Genomic DNA, 24,380 nt, shown 5'->3' on the forward strand with positions numbered 1-24,380 from the left:
CTAAGGATATGCTGATCTTTGGGCTTTAGCTGAAGAAACTTGCTAATCAGGAAATTAGATGACTCTCGATGCAATCGAGAATAGCTATCCTGCTCTTTTATCCCCCGCGCCCTCCATCTGCGGCGTCAATGATTATCGACGTGTTTTTTCAGTAAATAAGACAACAGCGGCGGCGTCATCAGTGTGGTGATGATTGCCATTAATACGATCACCGAAAAGACTTCGGCAGATAGGATTCCTGTGGTGTGTCCGGACATAGCAAATACCAAACCGACCTCTCCGCGCGGCACCATGCCAATGCCGACGACCGCGACTAAGGTCAAAACCCAAGCCGTCAATAACGTTTGGTTATCGAAGAACACGTATCGAGTTACCGCTTCGAAAAAATCGATGCCGATGAGTCCTAAATTACCGAGCGCAAGACCTAAAAGTAATTCGCCCAAAATAGCCGGTTGACCGACTTTTTCAATCAGGCTACAGGTTTTTGCGCTGATCAGTAAAATATCGATGAATAAAAAAACTGCGGGCATCGATTGGGTGCTACCCATCTATCGATGGCGATGCGCTAAAAGCAAGGGCTGATTATCGTAATAAAGATAAAAGACCAAGGCCATTGTCGATTCATTCGTGCATCTCCTAATTTTGGTGATTTTATTTTTAAACCTTGTGTCCATTATGCTTATAGAATCAAATAATTGAATAGAATAGCTGTTATTGCTTTTTTGATTAACGTTTTAACCTAAACTCGGCAGTTTAAGCATGAAACACATGAATTTAATGGCTTCTTTTAACGGCTTTTCTTAAATTTTTGAATAACCTTTTAGGGAAGCGGAAGTGATTTGCATGGGCAGAATAAGTCATTGAATTAACTTCTTATTCTTCAGGATCTTCATGGTGAAATGCTTTTTCTAGGTTTGACCAAGTAGTGTGCGTGAGTGACGTGTACTAAAAACCAAAAATGTGACCGTGTGAAGTATAAATTATTCTAAGTTGTCGTTAAGACTGCGATTTTAAGACGAGGGTGAATATTGGCCTTTGTTAAATTGAAAGCTAATAGTAAGTTCAGTCTGCTATGCTAATGCCCATTGATTTGGGGTTGACTCTTTTTTGATCGATAAACCGTATAATAAAAAACGGTGTGAAGGTGTCTATCGAGGGCCGCTCGCTGGCTACATCCTCGCCTTCTAAAGTTATAAGTATTCAGGCCCCGTTGGCAAATTACCGCATTCAGGCGTAATTATTGACCATTTGAAAAATGGGGGATATTAAAAATTTTTCTCTAGCCCCTCGGCAATTGCTCCTGCATTGCCCTATCTCCTGCATCTATGTGGACGTCTTTTTCAAAGAGGGGGCTGAATACTTAAACTAAATTTTTGAGTATTAAGGGAATAGTGGTTTATGCCGGTCATTCAGGCGCCAATTGACCTGAATTTTAATTGCGAACGCTTATGTTCGGCGATTAAAGGTCGGCCTAATGAATCTTGATTTACTTTGTTTACTGGACATTCCGAGGAGGTACAGCGGGATTTATTCTTTTTTTTCGTCAGCTGTTGGCAGAATCAGCAATAAGAACTCATAACAATCAGGAATTACTGCTAAAATGACGCCGATTTATTTAATGAATAACTAAATAAGAAGACTATGCGCCTAAAATTACTCGCCTCCGGGCCTCATACTTTTACAACAGTAGGCTTGTTATGTACGGTCCTGTTGAGCGGCTGTGCCGCGACTCCCGCCAACCCAGACGATCCATGGGAGGGTTGGAATCGTAGCGTACATTCCTTTAATGAAGATCTCGATCATTACATCATGAAGCCAATCGCCAAGGGCTATGATTACGTGACTCCTGAGCCGGTCAACCAAGGGATTACTAATTTCTTTAGCAATATCGACGATATCGGCGTGATTCTCAACGATATTTTTCAATTGAAATTGGCTCAGGCCGGGAAAGATACCGGACGTTTTTTTCTTAATACGACCTTAGGCTTGGGAGGCTTTTTCGACGTAGCAAGTGAAGTCGATTTGCCTAAGAATATTGAAGACTTTGATCAAACTCTTGGCTATTGGGGTGTTCCAACCGGCCCATACTTGGTGCTGCCATTCATCGGGCCCGGTTCTCCGCGAGGTGTAGCCGGCCTGGTTGGCGATGCCTTGATGGATCCGTTAACTTATACGATGTTTGCCGGAGCAGCGGTTAGCGCAGCAAGTACAGCGGCCAATGCGGTAGAGGGTGTCGACAAACGTGCTGGTTTGTTGTCTTCGGAGAAGATTTTAGATGAAGCCGCAGTCGATCGTTACGAATTCATCAAGACCGCTTATTTTCAACGTCGTGAATATTTGATTAATGACGGAGTCATGTTGCTGGACGATCATGATGATTTGTTCGATGATCTGGATGACTACTTTGAAGATGAAGACACCAGTCATCACTTGCAATTAGACAGCCCTGCCGATCAATAGTGCGACAGGCCGATAAAAGCCACTTACCACTTAAGCAGGCGATCGGTGAGTGCTCCTTCGCTAGTCAAGTATCGTCGCTAGGCAGCCCGTAAAAGGCCCAGCACCTAAATCCATAGTATTTAACTATCTGGGATATCCCAAGTGCAGGGTGAAGCTGATTTTGTATAACGCCATGGATGGCATGTATTAGGAAGCTAACATTAGGCGCTGTATGCGATGCAATGCGGAAAAACGCTCCTGCATTTTCTTCATTCACACTATCCTTGAAACTCAGCAATTGCCGAGGAGTAAAAGTCAGTAGTAGGGTACGCATCACGTATCTTTATCGTTATAGGCTTGATAGATCCGAAAGACTTGCGAGAGGGTACGTAGTACGCCCCGGCGCCGAATTTTGATCTGCGATGGGTATATGACTTGAGCATAGTCTTCACAAGCTTATACCGGAATTTGTAAAAGAAAATAGTTCATCCTGCATTATTCCCATCTATCTTTTAGTCTTTCGTATACGCCACCAGGCTGCCAGTACACTGCCGATGATCGAATGAAAACTTGCTGAAATAGCAGAGGGAATCGGTGCAAGGGCCATTTGTGCAAAGCTGGATTGAGCAAGTACCGCGCCTAAGCCGGAGTTTTGCATGCCCACCTCAATTGAAATTGTGCGGGATGCGTTTTCTTCAAGCTTCATCAAGCGAGCCATTGCATAGCCGATTGTAAATCCGCCTAGATGCAATAAGGCAACCGCGCTCAACAAAGGTAAAGCCGAATCCTTTATCGTGCCTGCATTCGCGCCAATGATGCTTGCGCAAATCAATGCGATGACCATCACTGAAACGAGCGGTGCGACAGGTGTTACAGCCTGAACCAGGCGCGGCGTATAACGATTTAGCAACATACCCGACAAAACCGGCAGAATCACCACTTGCAGAGTATTGAAAAATAAGCTCCAAGCATCCACCGGAACATAGGCACCGGCTAGCCAGTGAGTCAATAGCGGCGTCATGACAACGGCGGCGAATGTGGAGCACATCGTCATCAATACCGATAGCGCGACATCGGCATGAGCAATGTAGCTAACCACGTTTGATGCGGTACCGCCGGGGCAGCATGCCACCAGTATCAGACCGACCGCCAATTGCGGATTGAGCGAAAATCCATAAGCTATGGCCCATCCTAAAAGAGGCATCACGGCAAATTGAGCAACGACGCCGATTAAAACCGGTCGAGTCGTGCGCGTTACCCGTCGAAAATCCTCGAAGCTAAGCGTAATACCCATGCCGATCATGATAATAGCCAAGCCCCAAACGATCATCGGACCGCTGAACCAAGTAAACCAAGCAGGAAAAAATAATGCTAAACCGCTACAGGTGATGACCCAAAAAGGAAAAAGATTGGCGAGCAAATTAAGTAAGCGAAGCACGTCGTTTTAAACCGAATAAATGATAGGCGACAAGTATACTTCAAATGGGCGTATTTGCTGTTGCTTAACCCTGAGTTTGTCTATAGAGAGAACTATTGAATTTAGCACCGTAGGGTGCGCATCACGCACCTTTCCACGGTTCCAAGCCGACAAGATTTCCCGGCCCAGGTGCGCGATGCGCATCCTACGCCTGGCGCTTTATAACCTATGATCACCAATCCCTCATGCCTAAATCTAAATTGCGATTGAGAAAACTATTGAATTTAGGCCAAACGCTTATCTGAGTTAAGGTCAAAATAAGACTTCTTGTGTAATCTTTTGCTGACAAAAACTCGCCTAAAACAAATTTCTTTCTTAGGCGATTTGATCTATGCACTGTCGGCCATTGCGCCTAATTAAAGATGAACGAATGGCTAAAACTCAAAAAGTTTTTTGTGGGGAAGTCGAAATGGGCAACGCAAAAGTGCTTACTAATTCACTGAATCGATATCAACAATAACAAGATGATTTCTCTAAATAAATTTTTGCCAAGCAAGTCACATCAATTATTTCTGAAATTTATACACTGTAACTCAACCGGAACGAAAAAAGCTTTCAAAGGGCTTTTAGACGCTCCAGTCAATCGAAAATAATAAAAGGGCAAAACCATCGAAAGGTGGCGACGCAAAGTTTCCAGTCTAACGGAGTTATTCCTATGACAGTGGGATTGCTAAATTGGCATAGGGCAAACATTACGCCAATTTATATTCAGCTTCAAGGAACTCCTTCGGACCTTTATTTTAAATAAGGAGTGGGGTCATGAGCTCTAACAGCCGAAGAAGTCAAAAAAATCAAAACACATTTAATTCAACTCAGCTTTCCAAGGCCGTAGCGGCGGTATTGCTTGCCGGTGTGTTGGGCGGTGCAGCCGGACCAACCTACGCAGCCCCCGACAAGCCTTGGAAAGAAGGCCAAATTTTGGTCAAACCGAAAGCCGGATTATCGGACAGAGAATTCGACAAAATTCTGAAACGCAATAAAGGCCAAAAAAAAGAGATAATCGGTAACATCGGAGTGCATGTTATCTCTGTACCACCACAAGCCGAGCAAGCCGTTATTCGAGCATTATCCAAAAATCCTCATGTCGAATTCGCAGAGCTCGATATGGCGGTCGAATTCAGCTTGACGACGCCCAACGATCCGCGTTACGGCAACCAATGGCATTTGCCCAAAATTCAAGCACCAACCTCTTGGAGCTCAACAAAAGCCGACAACACCGTGATTGCTATTTTGGATACCGGTGTCGATAGCGCGCACTCTGACTTATCCAGCAAAATGCTGCCAGGTTGGAATGCGGTCGACGGCAGCACCAACAGTTCTGATGTACATGGACACGGCACGGCGGTAGCGGGTACGGCAGCTGCCACAACCGATAACGCTAACGGCGTTGCTGGCGTCGCTTGGAATGCGCAAATATTGCCGGTGCGCATTACCAACAGTAGTGATGGTTGGGCTTATTGGAGCGATATTGCTCGTGGCTTGAACTGGGCGGCCGATCAAGGTGCTGACGTCGCGAACATCAGTTACGGCGTTTCCAACAGTTCTGCGGTAACCAATGCCGCACAATACATGCGCAGCAAAGGTGGCCTGGTTGTTGTTGCGGCCGGTAACGACGGCGTCGATCCTGGATTTAAAGATAATGTTCATATGATCAGCGTTTCGGCTACGACTAGCTCCGATGCCAAGGCTTCTTGGTCGAATTATGGCGAGTTCATCGATGTTGCGGCGCCGGGCGCATCGATTCAAACCACTACGCGCGGCGGCGGCTATGGTAGTTGGAACGGCACATCGTTTTCGTCACCAGTGGCTGCAGGCGTGATTGCCCTGATTCAGGGCGCGAATCCAACGCTAACGCCCGATGAAGTCGAGCAAATCTTGAAATCCTCGGCCGATAAAATCGCTGGCGATATCCACCCATACTATGGTCACGGCCGCATCAATGCCGCCGTAGCGGTTGAAATGGCGCAAAGTATGGTGAATGTCACTGTCGATAGCGAGGCGCCTTCAGTCAATATTTTCTCGCCAACGGGGGGAAATACCGTCAGCGGATTGGTTGAAGTCGAGGTCAATGCCACCGATAATGTCGGTGTGAGCGAAGTGACGCTCTATGCCAATGGTATCTATGTCGGTACCGATACGACCGCACCTTACCAATTTAGCTGGGATTCCAATCAAGTCGCAGATGGTTCCGTAAACTTGAGCGCAACCACGATCGATGCGGCAGGTAATGAAGGGGTTTCAAGTGGTGTTAATGTAACGGTCAAAAATACGATCGAACAAGTTGAAGAAGTCGTTGATGAGCCTGTCGAGGAAGTGATTGAAGATATAGCGGCTCCAACCGTAGCTATCAGTAATCCAGCCGACGGTAGCCGACTATCACGAGTAGTTAAAATAAATGTTTCGGCGGAAGACGACGTTGCGGTGGCTAATATCCAGCTGTTTATTAACGGCAGTCTGGTGAGTTCGGCAGACGGCAATCAATTGTCTCATAATTGGAATACCAACAGAGAAAGCCGAGGCACTTATATCATTGAAGCGGTTGCTACCGATACTTCGAATAAAACTGCTAAACATACGATTACAGTTTCTAAATAAGCAAAAGTAAACTGCAAAAAAAAAACGCCGGCTGACGTCGGCGTTTTTTTTGCAGGATTTTTATTTTATATGTAGTAATAGCTGGCAACATCAAACTCCTTCGGAATTGGCTAGTATTCATGTTTTAACTATTAACGTGAACAGAGCCGTTTTTGCGAGGTTTTTTATAAGCTGAATCCAAATAACTATTCAATCCTCCGGCAATTATCGTTCCCATGCTCTGCGTGGGAATGCCTGAGCACCGCTCCAGCGGGACGAGACGCTAGAGCGTCTCGGAATTCATTCCCACGCTGGAGCATGGGAACGATAAGGGGTGTGAATCATTACGAATCCAATAGTCATTACCTTTAGCCTGTAAAAAGCATTTCACAATGAAGATCATGAAGAATGAGACGTCAACTTAATAACTTCTTTATTCGTTTGTATAGAACTTTCGTTCATCCAAGAGGTTAGCAGGAATGTTCAGGCAATCTCTTGAATGTTTCAGGTGTTTCATGGTTAGGTTGTCGAATTTAGGATCAATAGTGTGGACGGACGAGTCGAAAAGTAAAAAAAACGCCGGCGATTTCCGGCGTTTTGGTTCGAAGGTGTTTCTAAGTGATTAGGCTTTGGTCGTTTTGCGAAATTTTGTGGCGCCAAAACCCAATAGTCCGATGCCCATTAATAAGATCAGATGGGGTTCTGGGACTTGGCCGCCTCCTGGGCCTCCGCCGCCGTTAGGAGGCGTTGAGGTTGCGTTTTGATACCAAAGAGTCATGTTAGAAAGACTTGGGTTATCGCCTTGTCCTGGACCGGCAAAAGTAATTTCCCATGCTCCAGAGCCATTGCCATTGGATGTAAAAGTCAAATCTTCAAACAAATATGAAGCAGAACCATTAGCTGCTTTTAAATTAGCGACTACATCCATCTTTAAATCGTATCCAGGCTCATCAACTTTTTCCCATGCAAGTAACCAAGTGCCACTATTGCTAGCGAACGTTGATGCAGTTAAGGTGAATTCAATGCCTAGTACCGTGCCTTCAATATCACCGCTTGTACCGGATTCGTCTTTCGCAAACTGTGTCCAGCCGGTATCCGCCCAAACTGTATCGCTTGTTGGGTTGCCGCCAGGGCCTGAGTCAATCACGCCGTAGCAATCATTAGCATTGTTTCCCTTGAAAGTCACATCCTCGACCGATAAGCCATTCGGATGAGTATTAGGCGCTGTATAAGCGGAGCATAACGTTGCAGCCTGACTGCCGCCAGCAAATAACGCAGCAGCTAAAGCAAATGCCGCTATCGCCGGTCTGTTAATTTTTGTTTCTATTGTTTTCATAATGCCCACCACTATAGAAAAATTTTAGTATTATTGTAATGTTTCGTAAGCTAAATTTATACCAGGTTAAGAATAATCAATTTTTTCATCAGGTTGTTCGGTTTTTATTAAGCAAGTCGCTTATTTTTCGGGAGGAGTGTAAATTTTTCTGACAATGTCTGACAAATGGGGTTAGAGCGTAAAATTTGGAGGATGGCTTAATCTGAACGGCATCTTGTTGATTCAAAGAGATTGTCGTGTATTTGGCGAAAATGTGAACTGACTCACAATCTAGAATGTTTCTATCTAAAGAATAGTGAAAAATTTCTGATTTGACGCATTCGTGGTTGATTGGATGAGATGTATGTTTATAGTAATAAATAAATCATATAAATAACAATGAACTAGGTGTATTTGAGCTTTGAGCAAAAGATCGTGAAAAACGTATTTCGAAACAATGTAAAATTTACTGACACTGATTCAGGATTTTTTCCTCTTCTCAAGGCAACGCGATAGTAAACGAAAGATTAGTTGAGAGCGGCTTTCTTTTACAATGCGAAGCTAAGAGCCCCTTAATGCTGTACATTTTTTTGTAATCGCCGTTATTTTTGTCAAAGTGTTGTGTTAACCCCTCGCAGACCTGAATAAATTAAGGTATAAACCATGAAATACAAAGTATTAGCATTGCCCAAAAAGGCGGCCTTCGCCATTGTTGTTGGCCTGATGAGTGGTCTCAGCCAAGCGGCAAAATATGATCCGCAAAGTCACGATCTTTGGGCTCCGATAGAGGATGAGCTGAAAATCGATTCCACTTATGATGAAGGCGTCATGTCGTTTTTCGAATCGGCGCCTGAAACAGATCAGCAGACTCTCAAGCAAAATCATCAGCTTGTTTTGGAATTAATCAAACAAAAAAAACTCGATGAGGCGCAGACCAAGCTCAAAGGTCTGCTCCAGCAATTCCCGAATCAATCCGCGTATCATAACTTACAAGCCCTGATAAAAACCCTTCAAAAAGATCAAAAAGCCGCAGTCACAAGCTTTCAAGAAGCTCTTAACTTAAATCCCCGCAATCTAAGCGCACTGCAAGGTCTAGCTTTGTTGGCGCTTGAAAATAATGAGTCAAAAGCGGCTCAAGAGTATATCGACGCAGCTCTGGCTGCTCATCCGAAAGCGGCTGTTCCGTATATTTTGAAGGCGAACCTTGCTTATCGGCAGAATGATCTCGTCGAAGTTGAAAATATTTTATCGACCGCGCTGAAGCAGGTACAGGGCAATAAAGAGCAGGTGCTTTTGGTCGTCAATAATCTGATCAAGCTCTACGAGCTCAAGCAAGAGCCATTAAAGGTACTTGAGTTAATGCAAGGGATAGTCAATCGTTATCCGAACGAAAAATCTGTCCTCTCGATGCTGGCGAGGGCACAAATACTCAATAAAGATTTCGAAAGCGCCGCCCAAACTTTAAAGACAATAATTACGCAAGATCAAAAAGACGTTTTTCATCGGGTATTACTGGCGAGGCTTTTGATGGCGCGACCGGATGCTTCTGCGGACGTGTCAAGATTAGTCGAAGAAGCGACCGCTGTTAGCCCAGATGATCAGCAGGTCATGACACTAAAAACCGTTTATTTGATCAATGAGCAAAAATTAGATCAGGCGATGGAACAAGCCGCTCGTATCGAAAAACAGTATCCAGAATCGGCGGTTGGTTTTATCTTAAAAGCCGATATTTATCTGGCCCAAAAACAACTCGATAAGGCGTTGGAATATAATCGACGTGCTTATGAAATCAGGCCTAATGCGAGATTGTTGAACCAAATTGGTGGGTTACTCTCCGCACAAGGCAAGATCGACGAAGCCATTCGAGTGTTTAACAGTGAAATTGATAAAAATCCCAAAAATTTGGACGCGCACCTGCAAATCGCCAATCTTTATCTTAGTCAAAAAAACTTTGGCAAAGCTGAGAGCTACTATCGAACCATTCTCAACGAAAAGCCAGAGAATGTCGTGATTTTGAATAATCTGGCAATGATTTATTACGGCCAGAATAATTCGAAGGCTTTGGAATTAGCGGAAAAAGCCTATAGGTTGTCGCCTGATACTGCGGCTATTGCCGATACTTACGGTATTGTATTGTTGCAAAATGGACAAGCGAAAGACGCCTTGGCTAAATTGCAAAAAGCTGCCGACCTAGCACCTAATTCCCTGGATATCCAATTCCATCTCGCTAATGCACAACAAGCCAATGGTAATAAACAGGTTGCGATCGAAATTCTGCAAAAAATTGCGAATGCTCCCGCTCCGTTCGAAAACAAGCAAGCCGCTAGCGATTTGTTGAAAGCGTTAAGCGGCCGATAATGCTCTGCCGGATGCGTTTTGTAAGCCCGTCCGTAGCGTTTTGCCCCCTGTCTTTATTCTCTTTTGAACGTTTTTTTAAACCGGTCTGAATTGTATTTTAATTAGAATTTCCAAGCGTCCGGTGAGAAATCCGCATAATGACGGTAAGTTTTTTTGTTGTAAAAGCTGACACTCTTGTCAGCGAATGCTTACAATCTTTTCGTTGAGGAGATTTTATAAATTCGTTCGTAACGTTTCGCCGTTATGTGCTTGAAACAATTAAATCTAATAAATAATCTGTTCAAATTAGATTGTGAATTGGTCAAGGCATGCTTTTCAAGTTTCACAGTGAATTTTTCCGCAAACGAATTTGGCAATGATTGTAAGAACTTCTGACACTTTTGTCAGTTATGGCTTACAGGCTCTTCTTTTGAGTCGCGGTTTACAAATATTTGCGATTCCCTTTGAACATGCGTTTTCTAGTCGATGTCAGATTCCGAGTAAAAAGGATTGAATTATTAATTTAACCTCTTTTTATGTTACCGCCTTGTTTCACAAACGGTTTGGCAAAAATGCTATAATTTCGAGTAATGAAGCCAGGGAGCAATTTGCCGGATGAAAGTTTCTGAAATTCCCCTCAAGCTACAAAAATGATGGGTGGTATTTATAGGCAATACGCGGAAGCCTGCTCGATACTTTCACAGTCTCTCCTGCGAGGGAATACATACCGTGTTTAAAATATACGCATATGGTTTCCCACGGATGATAGCTCATCGTTATACACAAGAGCCATCATAACCGCCGGGACGCGATTATCCAATACCAAGGACGGCAAGCTAAATCCATCCATGTAGCCTGGACTCCGGCAACCCCTGCCGGAATGACGTGACTTACATAATGATGTGTATAACGATGAACGGATAACCGAAGTAACCAGTCTACTCATATTCCAATCATTAATCCTCGAAAGCTTTTCATCACGTTTCGTTAAACAACATGGCCGAACTTAATCCCCAACAACTTGCGGCGGTGCGCACCGTCGATGTGCCTTTGCTTGTGCTGGCAGGTGCCGGCAGCGGCAAGACGCGCGTGATCACCGAGAAAATCGCTTATCTGGTCAAGCAAGGCACGCCGGCTCGGCATATCGCGGCCGTGACATTCACGAACAAGGCTGCGCGAGAGATGAAATCGCGCGTTTCGAAACTGCTGAACGACAAAGACATTCGCGGTTTGACCGTCTCGACTTTTCATTCGCTCGGTTTGAATATTCTCCGCAAGGAACACAAGGCGCTCGGTTACAAAGCCGCGTTGACGCTGTTCGACGAACAGGACAAGCAAACGCTTCTGAAAAACCTGGTTATGCACAACGGGAAGGAATGCGATATCGATAAGGTCGATCATTACGCTTGGCAAATCGGCCAATGGAAAAACGCCTTCGTGACGCCGGAACAGGCCTTGTCTCATGCCTCGCAAGAACAAGCGCCGGCCGCGCACTTATATACCGATTACACGCGCAGCTTGAAAGCCTACAATGCAGTCGATTTCGACGATTTGATTTTGATGCCGGTTTTATTGTTTCAACAGCACCCGGAAGTTCTCGAAAAATGGCAGAACAAGATTCGTTATCTGCTGGTCGACGAATATCAGGACACCAACATCACGCAATATCAACTGGTCAAGCTGTTGGCCGGTAACCTCGGGCGTTTCACCGTGGTCGGCGACGACGATCAGTCGATTTATGCCTGGCGCGGCGCACAACCGGAAAATTTGGCGCAATTGCAAAAAGACTTCTCGCGCTTGAAGGTTATTAAGCTTGAGCAAAATTACCGCTCGGCCGGGCGGATTTTGAAAGTTGCGAACCAATTGATTGCAAACAATCCGCACTCGTTTGAAAAACGCTTGTGGAGCGATTTAGGCTTCGGCGACCCGCTGCGCGTGTTGAGTCATAAGGACGAAACCATCGAAGCGAAACAGATTGTTTCGGAAATCATTCATCACAAGTTTAAAACAGGCAGTAGCTACAAGGACTACGCGATTCTATACCGAGGCAATCATCAATCGCGACTGTTCGAGCGGGCGCTACGCGAAAACAACGTGCCGTATTTTATCAGCGGCAGCACGTCGTTTTTCGCATATACCGAAATCAAAGACATACTTAGTTATCTGCGCTTGTTCGTGAATCCGGACGATGATGCCGCGTTTTTGCGCATTATCAACACGCCGCGCCGTGAAATCGGTCCGACCACGCTGGAAAATCTCGGCGCCTATGCGAACGAGCGTCACGCCAGTTTGTTTAAGGCCAGCACCGAAATGGGCCTGATGCAGCGGCTGTCCGACAAGGCGCGACAGCGTTTACAAAAATTTACCGACTGGGTGAACGATACCGCCGATCGCATGGAGCGAGGCGATACTTTCGCAGTGATCGAGCAGATGATAAGCCAAATCGGCTACGAAGCCTGGCTGCGCGAAAACGCGAAAACGCCACAATCGGCCGAACGTAAGATGCAAAATGTTTACGAACTGATCGACTGGTTGAAGCGCATCGCCGACAAAGACCAGGGCAGCGAGAAATCATTGTCTGAAATCGTCTCGAAAATCATGTTGATGGATATACTCGAGCGCAATCAGGAAGAAGAGGCCGGCGACCAGGTCAGCCTAATGACACTGCACGCGGCCAAGGGTCTCGAGTTTCCTCATGTGTTTTTGATCGGTATGGAAGAAAATTTGCTGCCGCATCAAAACAGCATCGAAACCGATAATATCGAGGAAGAACGCCGCCTCGCCTACGTCGGCATCACGCGTGCGCAGCGTTCGTTAACTTTTAGCTATTGCACGCACCGAAAGCGCTACGGGGAAATTTCCGAATGCGAACCGAGCCGATTTTTAAGCGAGTTGCCGGCCGATGATCTGGAATGGAGTAATAAAAAAAAGCTGGATCCGGCCGTCATCAAAGAGCGGGGGAAGGCAAATTTGGCTCATCTGAAAAATATTTTGACATGATCGGCGGGTGCCGAATTTAAGGTCAGGATAATGATAGGGAGCCGGGTATACAGTGTTTCAGTTCAAGCAAAATCCGCTCGCCTTCTCGCCAAGCCGTGGTGGTAAATCCTTCATCGAACGAGGCCAAGTGATTCGATAACAACAAATTCGCCTACTCATAGCAGCGGCGTAAGAGAGGTACTCGACTTAAACCGACCGCAGATCGCAACGAATAGCTTTTGGCTCTTTGCTCCGAACTTAATGATAAGGATTGCCGATGGAGCACCGCAGCAAACGATGCAGGAAAGTCGTTAGGTTGAAAGTGAACCGATAAATACTCCGTCGTATCGGCTAATGATAAAAACTCTAATGGCAGTTGAGTAGATGCCACGAAACTGAAGATCGTGTTTACAATCTCCTAGCGGAAGATTGTTGAGGATGGTATCGGACTGTCTTAGCGTACCCAGCAAAAGAATCTTGGCGGGATCGGTCGTCGGGCCCAGAATGAGATAAATTCGACGGTCGAAGAGTCGCACCAGTGTAAATCTTCCAGACAAATAATCAGGGGTTGTTGGAGGCTGATGGCATCCAAAGCATCAGCTAATTCTCTGATCAAGCTTTCAGCATCGATAGATGCTCCTTGTTGTCGATTTTGCAGATTTTTCGACGATGATAGCGATGGAAAATAGGGTAGCCAGGAAGGAGCGTATAGCGCCAATGCTTCGTAAACCGAACTGTTTCTGTCTCTGCCTGTGTCAACAGGACGGCGCGCCCTTCCTGAAGTAAACGAGCATTGGCCTTATCCAAAACGAACGGTCCGAAACGTTTGCTAGGCAATGAGCGACGGGAGTAGCGGATTATTTACTGGCCGATGCCTGGTTTGGCAGCAAGGCGATGATTCGCCTGAGCCAAGAGGCGTCGTTAGTAGCTGTGCTCCGCATGAAGAAAGGCAAGCTGAAGTACCGGCTCCGCGAGTATCGCGGGGAGACGGCGATCAACCGTGACTTGGATGTCCAGGCGCTGTATCAACACGTCGTTCGGAAACACTGGCAAGCCATTGCCGGACAGCCGTACCAGGCTAAAGTCGTGGATGTTGAAATCAGCCTGGCCGAACAGGACAAGCAGTCCGAACAGTGGGCACCGGTTCGACTGTTGTTTGTACGCGGCACCGCCCGCACCGATAAAACGCAAGCCGGTAAAAAGGATTGGGCGGTGTTCCTCTGCACCGATACCGCCTTAAGGGCGACACAGATACTCGAACTTTATGCGATGCGCTGGGCGATCGAAGTGTATTTCAAGGAAGCGAAGCAGCAGCTAGGCTTTTTGAAAGAGCAAAGCAATCACTATGCGGCTTACGTGGCTTCGATTCACTTAACGGCCATACGCTTTTGCCTGTTGGTGATTGCCAAACAGATGCACGGTGCTGCCAGCGTTGCCGGTATAAGGCAGCAGTTGCGAGCGAACAGCACCGACATCCATTATGCCGCCAAACTGTGGCAGGTATTTCGCGCCATTCAGCTATGCGCTGGATGAATTAACAGCGGTATTGGGTGATGCGGTCACCGCACTCGTGCTAGAAACGATAGATGCACACATACACTGCTGGTTTACGCAAGTCTTGCAACTTGACCCTAGAACACTAAGGCTTGAGGCCTTATAGATCAGTGGCATGGGGTTATTTATGACGTTAAAATGAACTCCGAAACCTTAGTAATTAAGTTCTCATTTGTCAAGGTAATTGTTTACCAAAAACTTGTGGTTTTCTTCACTGCGTGAAGTAAGCGTTTTCTCGTACTCTAATTTGAAAATACTTGGGTTGCAGCAGCTAGCTTTAGCAACTTTAGATCGTTAGTACAGGGATTCGATTGGTAAGGATTAAAACCAACAATTGGGAAATTACTATATGTATCAAAAGTTTTTCGGTTTAAAAAAATCTCCTTTTTCGCTAATTCCGGAACCGGAATATTTATATCTGAGCCAGCATCACAAAAAAGCGCTAAATACATTGAGGTATGGCGTTTTTCAACAAGCCGGATTTACGTTGTTGACCGGCGATATCGGCTGCGGAAAAACCACGTTGCTTCAAAAGCTGCTCAACGACATTAAATGCGATGTGGATCTAGGGTTGATTACGAATACGCATCCATCATTCGGGGAGTTGTTATCTTGGGTGTTACGAGCTTTTAACGTTGATAACACTGCAAATGATGAAGCCGAACGCTACCGGGTTTTTAAACGCTTTATGGATAAGCGGCAGCTCAGCAATCGACGAGTCTTATTGGTTATCGACGAAGCACAAAATATGGATATCCCGGCATTGGAATCGCTTAGACTGCTTTCTAATATCAATGACGACGGAAAATGCATGCTTCAAATTATTTTGGCAGGGCAGTCCGAGCTATTGGAAAAGATCAACGATCCGAAATTGATTCAATTCGCGCAGCGAATCTCCATAGAATCGCATATCAAGCCTTTAAGCTATCAAGAAACCAAAGACTATATTGGCCATCGGTTGAGCGTGGCGGGTGGAAGGTCTGATATTTTCAGCCGCAAAGCCGTTTTAGCCGTGTTTGAACACAGCGGGGGCGTCCCTAGAGTCATCAACAATATCTGCGATTTGGCCATGGTATTTGCCTTCGCCAACGATTCCGGCGTCGAATACGAAACCGTTATGGAAGTCGTAAATGAAAGGCGAACCGGCGGTATTCGGAAATCTACCTCTAATCAAACATCGCATTCGAAACTCGATATTACTGAAATGTTGGGGTTTAGGTCTAACGGTTCCAGTTCTGTGAATACTAAATCGAGAACGCTCATTACTCACTGAGCGTAAAAATCAGTCCCCCTCTTTGAAAAAGACGACTGCATGGATGCGGAGGGTAGGGCTCCAACAGTAGGCGCTTTAGGCGACAACTAGTCTGACACAGGGCACAGAAAAATGCTCCTCGGCAATTGCTCCCGCATTGCCCTAATACACACCATTCATGGCGTAATGAATTTTCAGCATTCATTACATCCCTGTAATTCAGCAGTTGCCGAGTAGCTGGGAAGATTATTTAAATAAATCCCTCTCAATCTCCCTTTTCAAAGGTAGGCAAAGTTCCAACTTGCTTTAGATGGAGGGGGCTGAATTATTACCGCTGAGCGGGTTTGCTTATGATTGCGAACTTTTTCTTGAAATTATCATGCCGAGCCTATTGCCGTGTAAGACTTGATTCGCAGTATCACGCTTTTCATCGTGGTGAGGTTTTTGCCGAAAGGCACCATGATGACGAATAATTTTCTAATAAAGAGGTAAAATGATTTAACTTCATTTATAATCAGCGTCTGTCAGTTTACTATACGATTTTTCGATATTGCACGTCTTTCCGATTAATCGGCAGGTTTTATCAAGCGCCCGTAGCTCAGCTGGATAGAGCGCGGCCCTCCGGAGGTAACGGTCATCCGGTTTTTGGGCTTGAGGGTCACGGTCATTTTAGAATGACCCCAAAGACTGTAAAATTTTATCGCAATTCACTTTGCGCCCGTAGCTCAGCTGGATAGAGCGCGGCCCTCCGGAGGCCGAGGCCAGAGGTTCGAATCCTCTCGGGCGCGCCATTTTGACATCTACCCCAAAACGGCCATTTTTGCTCTGTGCCCTGTATGTGCCCTATCTGTGCCATGCCCTTTAAAATCGATTGAGGTCAATTAAAGATTTCGACCTTTACCCCCCCCCGATTGCGCATTTCGCCCATTTCAAAATAAATCAGCACGGTTTTGAATTCTATTTTTTGAATGGATATTGAGCTATTCCTTGATGTATCAGCGACAATATTTAATTCACTGCCGAAATTTGAAGCGCAAAAAGTATAAACCTGAAAAGAGCAGTTGGCATGTGTTGTAGACCCTTCGTGCTGAGCTAAGTCGAAGTATGAAGAGTCTACAACACTTTCACCGGCCTGGTGAAGCCTCAAACTACCCTTCACCCTTCGACAGGACCCGGCACGAACAGATTCCAAGCGCTTTAATTGATTTTTAGGATCATACGGACTGCTACCGGCATTGCACGATAGCTAGTTGATTCCAGTCGGTCGTATAGTGCCTCGATAAGTGTTCTACATGAAACTTCCAGTCTTTGCGGATGCCGGTCGAAGCAATGGCAATGGCTTTCGGGAAACGCTGATTAATCGTGTCGACCGCTGTCATTAGCTGTCTGGCACAGTTGGATTCAGCGGCAGTAAATAGATCCAATTGAGCGGGATGTTTTACGGATTCGATACGGTCCAATTGCACTCCGCATTTTTGATAACGGTAACCGGGCCTGAAGACTTCCCCCAGCAATTTTTTCGCTGTGCCGATTAATACGCGCGTGTCTTGAGTTGCAAAGTCCAAGGTTAGCGTGACGGCGCGGTGATATTGCGGTTCTTGGGAATTATGCGGGTTGGTTCGGAGAAAAACGGTTAGTGCTCCGGCGGCCGAGTTTTGTTGCCTTAGTTTTTCGGCTGCGCGGCTGCAAAACTCCGCCAGCGCACTGGTCAATTCGTCGAATTGCGTGACTTTTTTTCTGAAACTTCGCGAGCACACGATCTGTTGTTTGGCAGGCGTGATCTCTTCCAGCGACAAACAACCGGTACCGTTAAGCTCTAACACGGTCCGGGCGATGACAATATTGAATCGGGCCTGCATGCGGTCGGGGTTTTGCGCGGCCAAATCATACGCCATATGAATGCCGAGTCGTTTAAGGCGTTGTGCGGTTTTGATACCGATCCCCCAGACTTCGTCGACAGGCACGACACGCATCAGCTTTTCTCTGCGTACAGGGCAGGAAAGGTCGAGTACGCCGCCGGTTCCTGGCCATTTTTTGGCTGCGAAATTGGCCAGTTTCGCTAGGGTTTTGGTTGGTCCGATGCCGACACAGACAGGAATCCCGGCATCACGCAAGATCGTTTCCTTGATCGTCCGGGCATAGGCGATAGGGTCCCGGTCGCACGCGCCGGTTAGATCCAGAAAAGCCTCGTCGATCGAATAGACTTCGGTGTGTGGCGCAAAACTTTCCAGCAATTGCATCACGCGCGTCGACATATCGGCATAGAGTGCATAATTAGACGAGAACAGCTGGATCCGGTGGCGCTTGATCAAGTTTTCGACCTGATAGACTGGTGTTCCCATCTTGATTCCGAGGGCCTTGACTTCCGCGCTACGTGCGACGATGCAGCCGTCGTTATTGCTCAATACCGCGACCGGTTTTTGCCAAAGGTCGGGCCGGAATACTCGCTCGCAGCTCACATAGAAATTATTGCAATCGACTAGAGCGATGCGGGTTTGCGAAGACATTAGACGGCATGGATGACATTGGTGACGACGCCCCAGATGACCAATTCGCTATTTTCGCGGATATGGATATCGGGGTAGGCCGGATTTTCTGCGGCAAGCACGATTTCGCCGCCGAGTTTTTTCAGTCGTTTGACGGTTAGTTCGCCGTTCAATGCGCAAATCAAGATTTTACCGGGCACCGGTTTCAGCGAGCGGTCGACGATCAGAATGTCGTTCGGATGAATGCCGGCGCCGAGCATCGACTCGCCCTCGGCACGCACGAAGAAGGTCGCGGCCGGTTTCTTGATGAGCAAGTCGTTCAGATCGAGCGTTTTTTCGATGTAGTCGTCGGCAGGCGACGGAAAGCCGGCCGCGACTTTGCCGATGAATAAAGGAATTTTGACGGCGTTGAGGCGCGGGGCCGGAACCAAGACATCAGCGGAACAGGACTTAACGGTTTCAAATTGGCGTTTGCGTATTGCCAACATGGTTGTTACCTCGGGAATCAGGCTTTCGGGTACGCGAATCGCGCGGGTCGTTTCGCCATAGGCGGAAGAGCCTTTCTTTCGCCCGGCGCCGGCTCGAAAGCCGCCGCGTTTGGAAGGAGAGTCGTCTGGCATCGGAGGGTCTTCGGTCAACAAATGAAAAGTGTACAGCATTCAATTAGCAAAAAGCAATGCGCTAATATTTTATAATTTGAAGGTTTTTTAAAAGGCTTTGGCGCTTATGAAGTGAAGTATTGGTAGAGCAATCATGGCTAAATGAATATTGTCGCCTGTGAGAACAATAATATTCAGAAATTAAAGCAGGCCATCCTTGGAGGGAGGCGTCAAGAGCGAAACACGAAGGTGTAAACCTTTCGCACTTCAAATTTCGGTAGTGCTGAAATTTTATCTACGATGGCTATATATTGAATTATTGATACTGTGGTCAATCCAAGCCAAAAAGACCGAAGAGGGTTAATTGCTGCGAGGAAAGGTTTTATGAAACGATTGATAAGCCCGCTAGTTGTTTTCATGTTGATGCTGCTGTTGCAAGGCTGCGCCGTTTATACTTCGCCTTATAGTCGTTCCGTGGCTTACTATGGATATGGCCCCTCTTACGGGTTTGGCTATGGTTACTGGCCTTATTATCGGCCTTATCGTTATAGATACCCGCCTTACTATAGGCCCTATGGCTATCAGGGGCGTAAATTTTACGGAAATTTCGGTTGGCGTAGCGGTTATGACGGGAGAAGTTATCTGCGTAGTCGGGGCGGTTTTTCAGGGAAGGGCCGACAAGGTTCGCTAGGCGGTCGCCGCAGCATTAGGAGTGGTCGAGGTCGGCGCTAATAGCGCATAGTTCTAAGACTTTATTTATCACGAAATCCTAAGTTGTTGGGAATGTCGGTAACTCATTTTTGCCCTAATCCTAAAAAAGCAGTTGACATGTGTTGTAGACCGTTCATGCTGAGCTAAGTCGAAGCATGAAGGGTCTACAATACTTTCATCGTCTTTGTGAAGCCTCAAACTACCGATCACCCTTCGACGGGGCTCTCCTGAGCGCAGCCGAAGGGCTCAGGGCGGAGGCTCTCAACTGCTCTTTTTAGGCTAATAGGGTAGTCTGGTTATCTATTGATTTTGCTTTTGATGAACGAGATGAGCGGTTTTACGCCATTTTCGATGAAAAAACAGACGGTTTGCTTTGCCGCATGAAAAATCACGGCGCTCATCGAAGTCTGTTCATCGAGAGATAGCTTCTTGGCCGACGCTTTTCTGATGTTGTGATAGTGAACCGCCAAGCCATCGACAAAGACGTAGCGATACGCCCACATTTCGGCAATCGATGTAAACCACATGAATGCGAACGATACGGCCATGCCCATGCCGGCGATAATCACGAGCCACGCAAACATAGGGTGCAGCTTAGTGAGCCACCATGACATGATATCCGCTATCAAGAATACGTAAGGCATGCCGATTGCCGTACTTTTGATCATGACCGACGCGGTTTCGGAAAAACTAAAAATCAAACCGACGAACATGAAAATAAAAGCAATGCCGAATAAATGGATATGCGATATGCGAATCAACGAGGCGAAGGTGGCGCCTTCGTCTTGTTCGGTCACGGCTTTCAGTTGAGAAAAGTCATTGTAATTAGGGATTCCCGACGCATCGGCGTTGTGACACATCACACATTTGGTTTCGATGATATTTTTGGAGCCGCTGGATGCGTATTCCGATTGTTCAGCACCGTCTCGAGTCCATTGAATGAGTGTGAAGCGCTCTTGCTCGGTCGCATAAGGTTTCATCGAGCCGTTTAGCTTGGTTTCCAGTAGGGTGCCCGAGCGGTTGCCGTAATAACTGTAGACGATATCGTCGATCGATAGTCCGAACTTGCCGTCGGCCATACCGTGCGTAAAAAGAATCTGTATCAACGCAAACAAATAACCGACAGCAACGGTGCCTAAATAGCCGGTAAACAAGACTTTGATCGGAAGGTCGAGCTCTTTGAGATGGGATTTAAAAGGATGCATAGCGTGTTTCCATGGAAAATAAAAATCGAATTCGTAAAAAGGAAGGAATCGACATAATAGACGCAAATAGCGGTCCATGTCGGGGCTTGAAAGCATTCAGCGTGCACACCGCCTGCCTTTTTCAGGCTTGGCAGTGCCGGAATCCATGTGAAATGGTATAAATACATGGACTACGACATTTTCGAACAATCGTCCTCTTTTGCGATCGCGGGCTTTGATAATCATTATGTAAGTATTCAGTCCCCTCTTTCAAAAAAGAGGGGATAGGGGAGATTTTTTAAAAATAAATCCCGCTATTTTAAAGAGGGAGGCCGGCAAAATTAAGCCTGAATTTCCTTTTTTGTCAACGGAGTCTGATACTTACATTATTATTGCATTGTAAACAGACGCGCAATCTCTAAGCGTAATGGACTAAAACGGTGCAAATGTCAGTCCGCTGCTCTTCTAATGACGACAGGTCTTGAAAAAAAGGTATAGAAAAAAGATTGCTGCAGTTTGGAAATTGCCCAAAGGGACAGTAATAATGCCGAAATCGCGGTGCCGGCAATCGCCAGGTCGGCATATTCGTATCCGAACGGCAGAAATGCTTCCGCGACCGCGCCGCACAGAACCATCACAAGCAACGGCAGCATATACAGCAATAACGAGGCCTTGATTAAAATCCCTTCGCTGATTCCGATAACGACTTCGTCGCCGGTTTTTATCTCGATGTCGCAATCGACGGCGATCGAGCGCTTCTTGATAAACTTATCGAGCACCGAAGTGGAGCAGGAGCTTTTTTGCAGACAACCGCCGCAGCCCTGCTTCGGCTTGCTTTCAACCCAAACTTGGTTATGCTCGATTTTTGCCACGATTGCATTTTCTTCGATCATGATGGTTCCTCGCCACTTTGAATCAATCGATAATTTCGGCAGTATACCGCGAAATCTTAATGCTATCCGACCAATAATGTGGGGGAAGCCCGGCTTTTTGTTTGAGATGCTGTAAGAACTGCCGAGGATCGGGCAAGGAGTCCCATACTGAAGGTAAAAACGTACCTCGTTTGAAGCCTTCTTCCAAAATCAAGCCGTCGATACCAGGGCGCAATTGATCGATGAGGTCTTGCTCCGAAGTCAATGCAATTGGTTCGGCGGGACTCAGTATCGAAATATGAATGTCCAATTCATCGAGCTCGTCGGCTTCGAGCGGTGGGAACCGGCAATCCTTGAATGCTGCGGAGAAAGCATTCTCGGCGACATCTTCGGCCATTGGTCTAACCGCTTCGAGCATGCCGATGCAGCCGCGCAGTTGTCCTTGTTTTTGTAAGGTCACGAATGTTGCGCGCGACACAGTCAATTCGGGTGGATAATCGCTTAGATCGATCTTGAGCGCTTTGCCTGTGTTTAAACCATGAGCAATGGACAGCTTGGCTAAATCCAGAAGGCGCTTTCGGTTTTGTTCATTCAACGACATAGGCGCCATACCCCACGACTCGGTCTTTATCGCCTGCGGTATCGCCGGAATTTCTGAGATCAACGGTTTTGATACGCATCGATTTTTGCCGCAACAATTTCAATAATCCGGATACCGGCACTTTGCCGCAGGCATCCTCGGACGATAGCTTTTCGTATTGCATTTGCTCGATCAAGGTACTGGTTTGTTGATCGAGTTTTTTCGCAGTTAAATAATCGTGATAATGGCTCAGGTCGGAGCTGATGACGATCAAGGTTTCGGGACCGCCCCAAACCAAATCGAGAGCACGGCTGACTTGATCGGCCGAAGCATCTCCGGCGACAATCGGGACTAATTTGAAATTGGCCAGTGTTTCCTGCAAGAAAGGCAAATGCACTTCCAAGCTGTGCTCATGAGTATGCGCTTGTTCGATATATTCGACAAACGGTAGCTTCATCAATGCTTCAACCGCAGTCCGGTCGATAGCCACATTGCCCAATGGCGTTGTGTAGTAGTCAGTGCGGGTAACGGCCAAACCGCGAAAAGCCACTCGGTGCGAAGGGCCGATCAGCACGACGCGGGTGATGTTATCGCGGGCTTGTTTTAGTCTCGCATAGGCGCTGGCAGCAACCGGCCCTGAATAAATGTAACCGGCGTGGGGGGCGATAATCGCCTTCGGAACTTTCGCCTCGGTTTCGGCATCATTAATATAATGATCCACCATTGTTCGCAACTCAATCGGATCGTCAGGATAAAACAAGCCTGCGACTGCGGGTCTTCTGTTCATAGACAATATCCTGTATAAGAAGTGGTATGGAGAGAATTTTATAACAGAAAGCTTACAATCCACTGACCCGTTAAAACATTTATTGGTTCCGGGAGAGCGCTAATGCCTAACTTGATTACCCCAGACACCGTTACGACACGCTATTGGCATGCTTTAGAGGATGGGCGCGTACAATGCGATCTTTGTCCTAGGTTTTGCAAATTGCATGAGGGTCAGCGAGGATTGTGTTTCGTCAGGCAAAACCAAAACGGTCAAGTCGTCATGACCAGTTACGGCCGGTCTAGCGGCTTTGCGATCGATCCGATCGAAAAGAAACCGTTAAACCATTTTTTACCGGGCACGCCCATTTTATCCTTCGGCACGGCCGGTTGCAATCTAGCGTGTAAATTCTGTCAAAACTGGGATATTAGTAAATCGCGCGAGATGGATGCGCTGATGAGCTTGGCATCGCCTGAGGCGATTGCCAGATCGGCACGGGAAAACGGCTGCGATAGCGTCGCATATACTTACAACGATCCGGTTATCTTTCATGAATATGCCATCGATACCGCAATCGCTTGCCGAGAACTCGGAATAAAATCGGTCGCGGTGACGGCCGGTTATGTCTGTCCTGAGCCTAGGGCCGAATTTTATCGCTATATAGATGCCGCCAATGTCGATCTCAAGGCCTTTACCGAAAACTTTTATCATAAAATTACCGGTAGTCATTTGGATGCCGTGCTCGATACGCTGCTTTATCTTAAGCATGAGACTTCAGTTTGGTTTGAATTGACAACCTTGGTCATTCCCGGCGAGAACGATTCGGAAAACGAATTCGAGGCGATGACACAATGGGTCGTCGAAAATTTAGGCCCCGATGTGCCGATGCATTTCACGGCGTTTCATCCCGATTGGAAAATGATGGATAAGCCGCATACGCCGGTTTCTTCTCTATTGCTCGCGCGAGACATCGCCATCAAAAACGGCGTCCGCTACGCCTATGTCGGTAATGTGCATCGAAAAGAAGCGGACAGCACTTACTGTCATCACTGCGGAAAACTCTTGATCGGTCGCGATTGGTATCAATTATCCGACTGGAATCTCGACGAAAAAGGGTGTTGTAAATTTTGTGGAACGCGTTGCGCCGGCGTTTTCAATGAAAAGCCTGGGAATTGGGGAGCGCAGCGAAGAGCGGTAATTATCAATTAACCTAACGTTCATGAAAGCCTGGTAATCGTCCAAGTAAATGAAAGAG

17 protein-coding genes, 1 tRNA gene and 1 riboswitch are annotated in these 24,380 nt (G+C 46.6%); of the genes, 9 read left to right on the forward strand and 9 right to left on the reverse strand.

Going from position 1 to position 24,380, the window contains the following annotated elements; genetic code table 11:
• Nucleotides 1-125 precede the first annotated feature (125 nt).
• The gene (locus ACRJJO_RS16415; RefSeq protein ID WP_431066734.1) at nucleotides 126-530 is read right to left on the reverse strand and encodes a cation:proton antiporter; all 405 of its coding nucleotides are present in this window, start codon (nucleotides 528-530) and stop codon (nucleotides 126-128) included.
• Nucleotides 531-1,641: 1,111 nt separating this feature from the next.
• Between ACRJJO_RS16415 and ACRJJO_RS16420 the strand changes: the two genes are divergently transcribed.
• Complete coding sequence (locus tag ACRJJO_RS16420; RefSeq protein ID WP_431066735.1) at nucleotides 1,642-2,460, forward strand: MlaA family lipoprotein; 819 nt, start codon at nucleotides 1,642-1,644, stop codon at nucleotides 2,458-2,460.
• 484 nt (nucleotides 2,461-2,944) lie between these two features.
• On the opposite strand, the gene ACRJJO_RS16425 is transcribed toward ACRJJO_RS16420, so the two are convergent.
• Nucleotides 2,945-3,877 carry a bile acid:sodium symporter family protein gene (locus ACRJJO_RS16425; protein WP_404358291.1) on the reverse strand — a complete coding sequence of 311 codons (933 nt, stop codon included), beginning with the start codon at nucleotides 3,875-3,877 and terminating at the stop codon, nucleotides 2,945-2,947.
• Between the two features lie 628 nt (nucleotides 3,878-4,505).
• A riboswitch (cyclic di-GMP riboswitch) is annotated at nucleotides 4,506-4,591 on the forward strand.
• Nucleotides 4,592-4,675: 84 nt separating this feature from the next.
• Here ACRJJO_RS16425 and ACRJJO_RS16430 point away from each other — a divergent pair.
• The gene (locus ACRJJO_RS16430) at nucleotides 4,676-6,511 is read left to right on the forward strand and encodes a S8 family serine peptidase (RefSeq protein ID WP_431066736.1); all 1,836 of its coding nucleotides are present in this window, start codon (nucleotides 4,676-4,678) and stop codon (nucleotides 6,509-6,511) included.
• 601 nt (nucleotides 6,512-7,112) lie between these two features.
• Here ACRJJO_RS16430 and ACRJJO_RS16435 read toward each other — a convergent pair.
• Nucleotides 7,113-7,826 (reverse strand): PEP-CTERM sorting domain-containing protein, encoded by a 714-nt coding sequence (locus ACRJJO_RS16435; RefSeq protein WP_431066737.1) that lies wholly within the window; start codon nucleotides 7,824-7,826, stop codon nucleotides 7,113-7,115.
• A 642-nt stretch (nucleotides 7,827-8,468) separates the two neighbouring features.
• On the opposite strand from ACRJJO_RS16435, the gene ACRJJO_RS16440 reads away from it, so the two are divergent.
• The 5 genes from ACRJJO_RS16440 to ACRJJO_RS16460 all read left to right on the forward strand — a co-directional run bounded on the left by ACRJJO_RS16440 (nucleotide 8,469) and on the right by ACRJJO_RS16460 (nucleotide 16,718).
• The gene (locus ACRJJO_RS16440; protein WP_431066738.1) at nucleotides 8,469-10,163 is read left to right on the forward strand and encodes a tetratricopeptide repeat protein; all 1,695 of its coding nucleotides are present in this window, start codon (nucleotides 8,469-8,471) and stop codon (nucleotides 10,161-10,163) included.
• A gap of 975 nt (nucleotides 10,164-11,138) precedes the next feature.
• Nucleotides 11,139-13,142, forward strand: coding sequence for a DNA helicase Rep (rep, locus tag ACRJJO_RS16445; RefSeq protein ID WP_431066739.1), 2,004 nt, complete (start codon nucleotides 11,139-11,141; stop codon nucleotides 13,140-13,142).
• Between the two features lie 843 nt (nucleotides 13,143-13,985).
• Nucleotides 13,986-14,654, forward strand: a complete 669-nt coding sequence (locus ACRJJO_RS16450) for a transposase (protein WP_431066762.1) — start codon at nucleotides 13,986-13,988, stop codon at nucleotides 14,652-14,654.
• A gap of 370 nt (nucleotides 14,655-15,024) precedes the next feature.
• Nucleotides 15,025-15,948: an ExeA family protein gene (locus ACRJJO_RS16455; protein WP_431066740.1), complete on the forward strand. Its 924-nt coding sequence runs from the start codon at nucleotides 15,025-15,027 to the stop codon at nucleotides 15,946-15,948.
• A gap of 693 nt (nucleotides 15,949-16,641) precedes the next feature.
• A tRNA-Arg gene (locus tag ACRJJO_RS16460) sits at nucleotides 16,642-16,718 on the forward strand.
• A gap of 435 nt (nucleotides 16,719-17,153) precedes the next feature.
• Here ACRJJO_RS16460 and ACRJJO_RS16465 read toward each other — a convergent pair.
• Both ACRJJO_RS16465 and ACRJJO_RS16470 read right to left on the reverse strand, forming a co-directional pair.
• Entirely contained in the window at nucleotides 17,154-18,434 is a 1,281-nt protein-coding gene (locus tag ACRJJO_RS16465) for a Y-family DNA polymerase (RefSeq protein WP_431066741.1), read from the reverse strand.
• Nucleotides 18,434-19,072: a LexA family protein gene (locus tag ACRJJO_RS16470; RefSeq protein ID WP_431066742.1), complete on the reverse strand. Its 639-nt coding sequence runs from the start codon at nucleotides 19,070-19,072 to the stop codon at nucleotides 18,434-18,436. The genes ACRJJO_RS16465 and ACRJJO_RS16470 overlap by 1 nt, the downstream gene beginning before the upstream one ends.
• A gap of 324 nt (nucleotides 19,073-19,396) precedes the next feature.
• Here ACRJJO_RS16470 and ACRJJO_RS16475 point away from each other — a divergent pair, with 324 nt between their 5' ends.
• Nucleotides 19,397-19,744, forward strand: coding sequence for a hypothetical protein (locus ACRJJO_RS16475; protein ID WP_431066743.1), 348 nt, complete (start codon nucleotides 19,397-19,399; stop codon nucleotides 19,742-19,744).
• Nucleotides 19,745-20,019: 275 nt separating this feature from the next.
• Here ACRJJO_RS16475 and ACRJJO_RS16480 read toward each other — a convergent pair whose 3' ends face one another.
• The 4 genes from ACRJJO_RS16480 to amrB form a co-directional block, all read right to left on the reverse strand.
• Nucleotides 20,020-20,928, reverse strand: coding sequence for a hypothetical protein (locus ACRJJO_RS16480; protein WP_431066744.1), 909 nt, complete (start codon nucleotides 20,926-20,928; stop codon nucleotides 20,020-20,022).
• Nucleotides 20,929-21,356: 428 nt separating this feature from the next.
• Nucleotides 21,357-21,800: a SoxR reducing system RseC family protein gene (locus tag ACRJJO_RS16485; RefSeq protein WP_431066745.1), complete on the reverse strand. Its 444-nt coding sequence runs from the start codon at nucleotides 21,798-21,800 to the stop codon at nucleotides 21,357-21,359.
• Nucleotides 21,801-21,822: 22 nt separating this feature from the next.
• Nucleotides 21,823-22,380: an AmmeMemoRadiSam system protein A gene (gene amrA, locus ACRJJO_RS16490; RefSeq protein ID WP_431066746.1), complete on the reverse strand. Its 558-nt coding sequence runs from the start codon at nucleotides 22,378-22,380 to the stop codon at nucleotides 21,823-21,825.
• On the reverse strand, nucleotides 22,367-23,146 hold the full coding sequence (gene amrB, locus ACRJJO_RS16495) for an AmmeMemoRadiSam system protein B (protein ID WP_431066747.1): 780 nt from the start codon (nucleotides 23,144-23,146) through the stop codon (nucleotides 22,367-22,369). Before amrB ends, amrA begins: the two co-directional genes overlap by 14 nt.
• 102 nt (nucleotides 23,147-23,248) lie before the next feature.
• On the opposite strand from amrB, the gene amrS reads away from it, so the two are divergent.
• The gene (amrS, locus tag ACRJJO_RS16500; RefSeq protein WP_431066748.1) at nucleotides 23,249-24,334 is read left to right on the forward strand and encodes an AmmeMemoRadiSam system radical SAM enzyme; all 1,086 of its coding nucleotides are present in this window, start codon (nucleotides 23,249-23,251) and stop codon (nucleotides 24,332-24,334) included.
• Nucleotides 24,335-24,380 lie beyond the last annotated feature (46 nt).

Source organism: Methylotuvimicrobium sp., assembly GCF_050611805.1.
Lineage (GTDB): Bacteria > Pseudomonadota > Gammaproteobacteria > Methylococcales > Methylomonadaceae > Methylotuvimicrobium.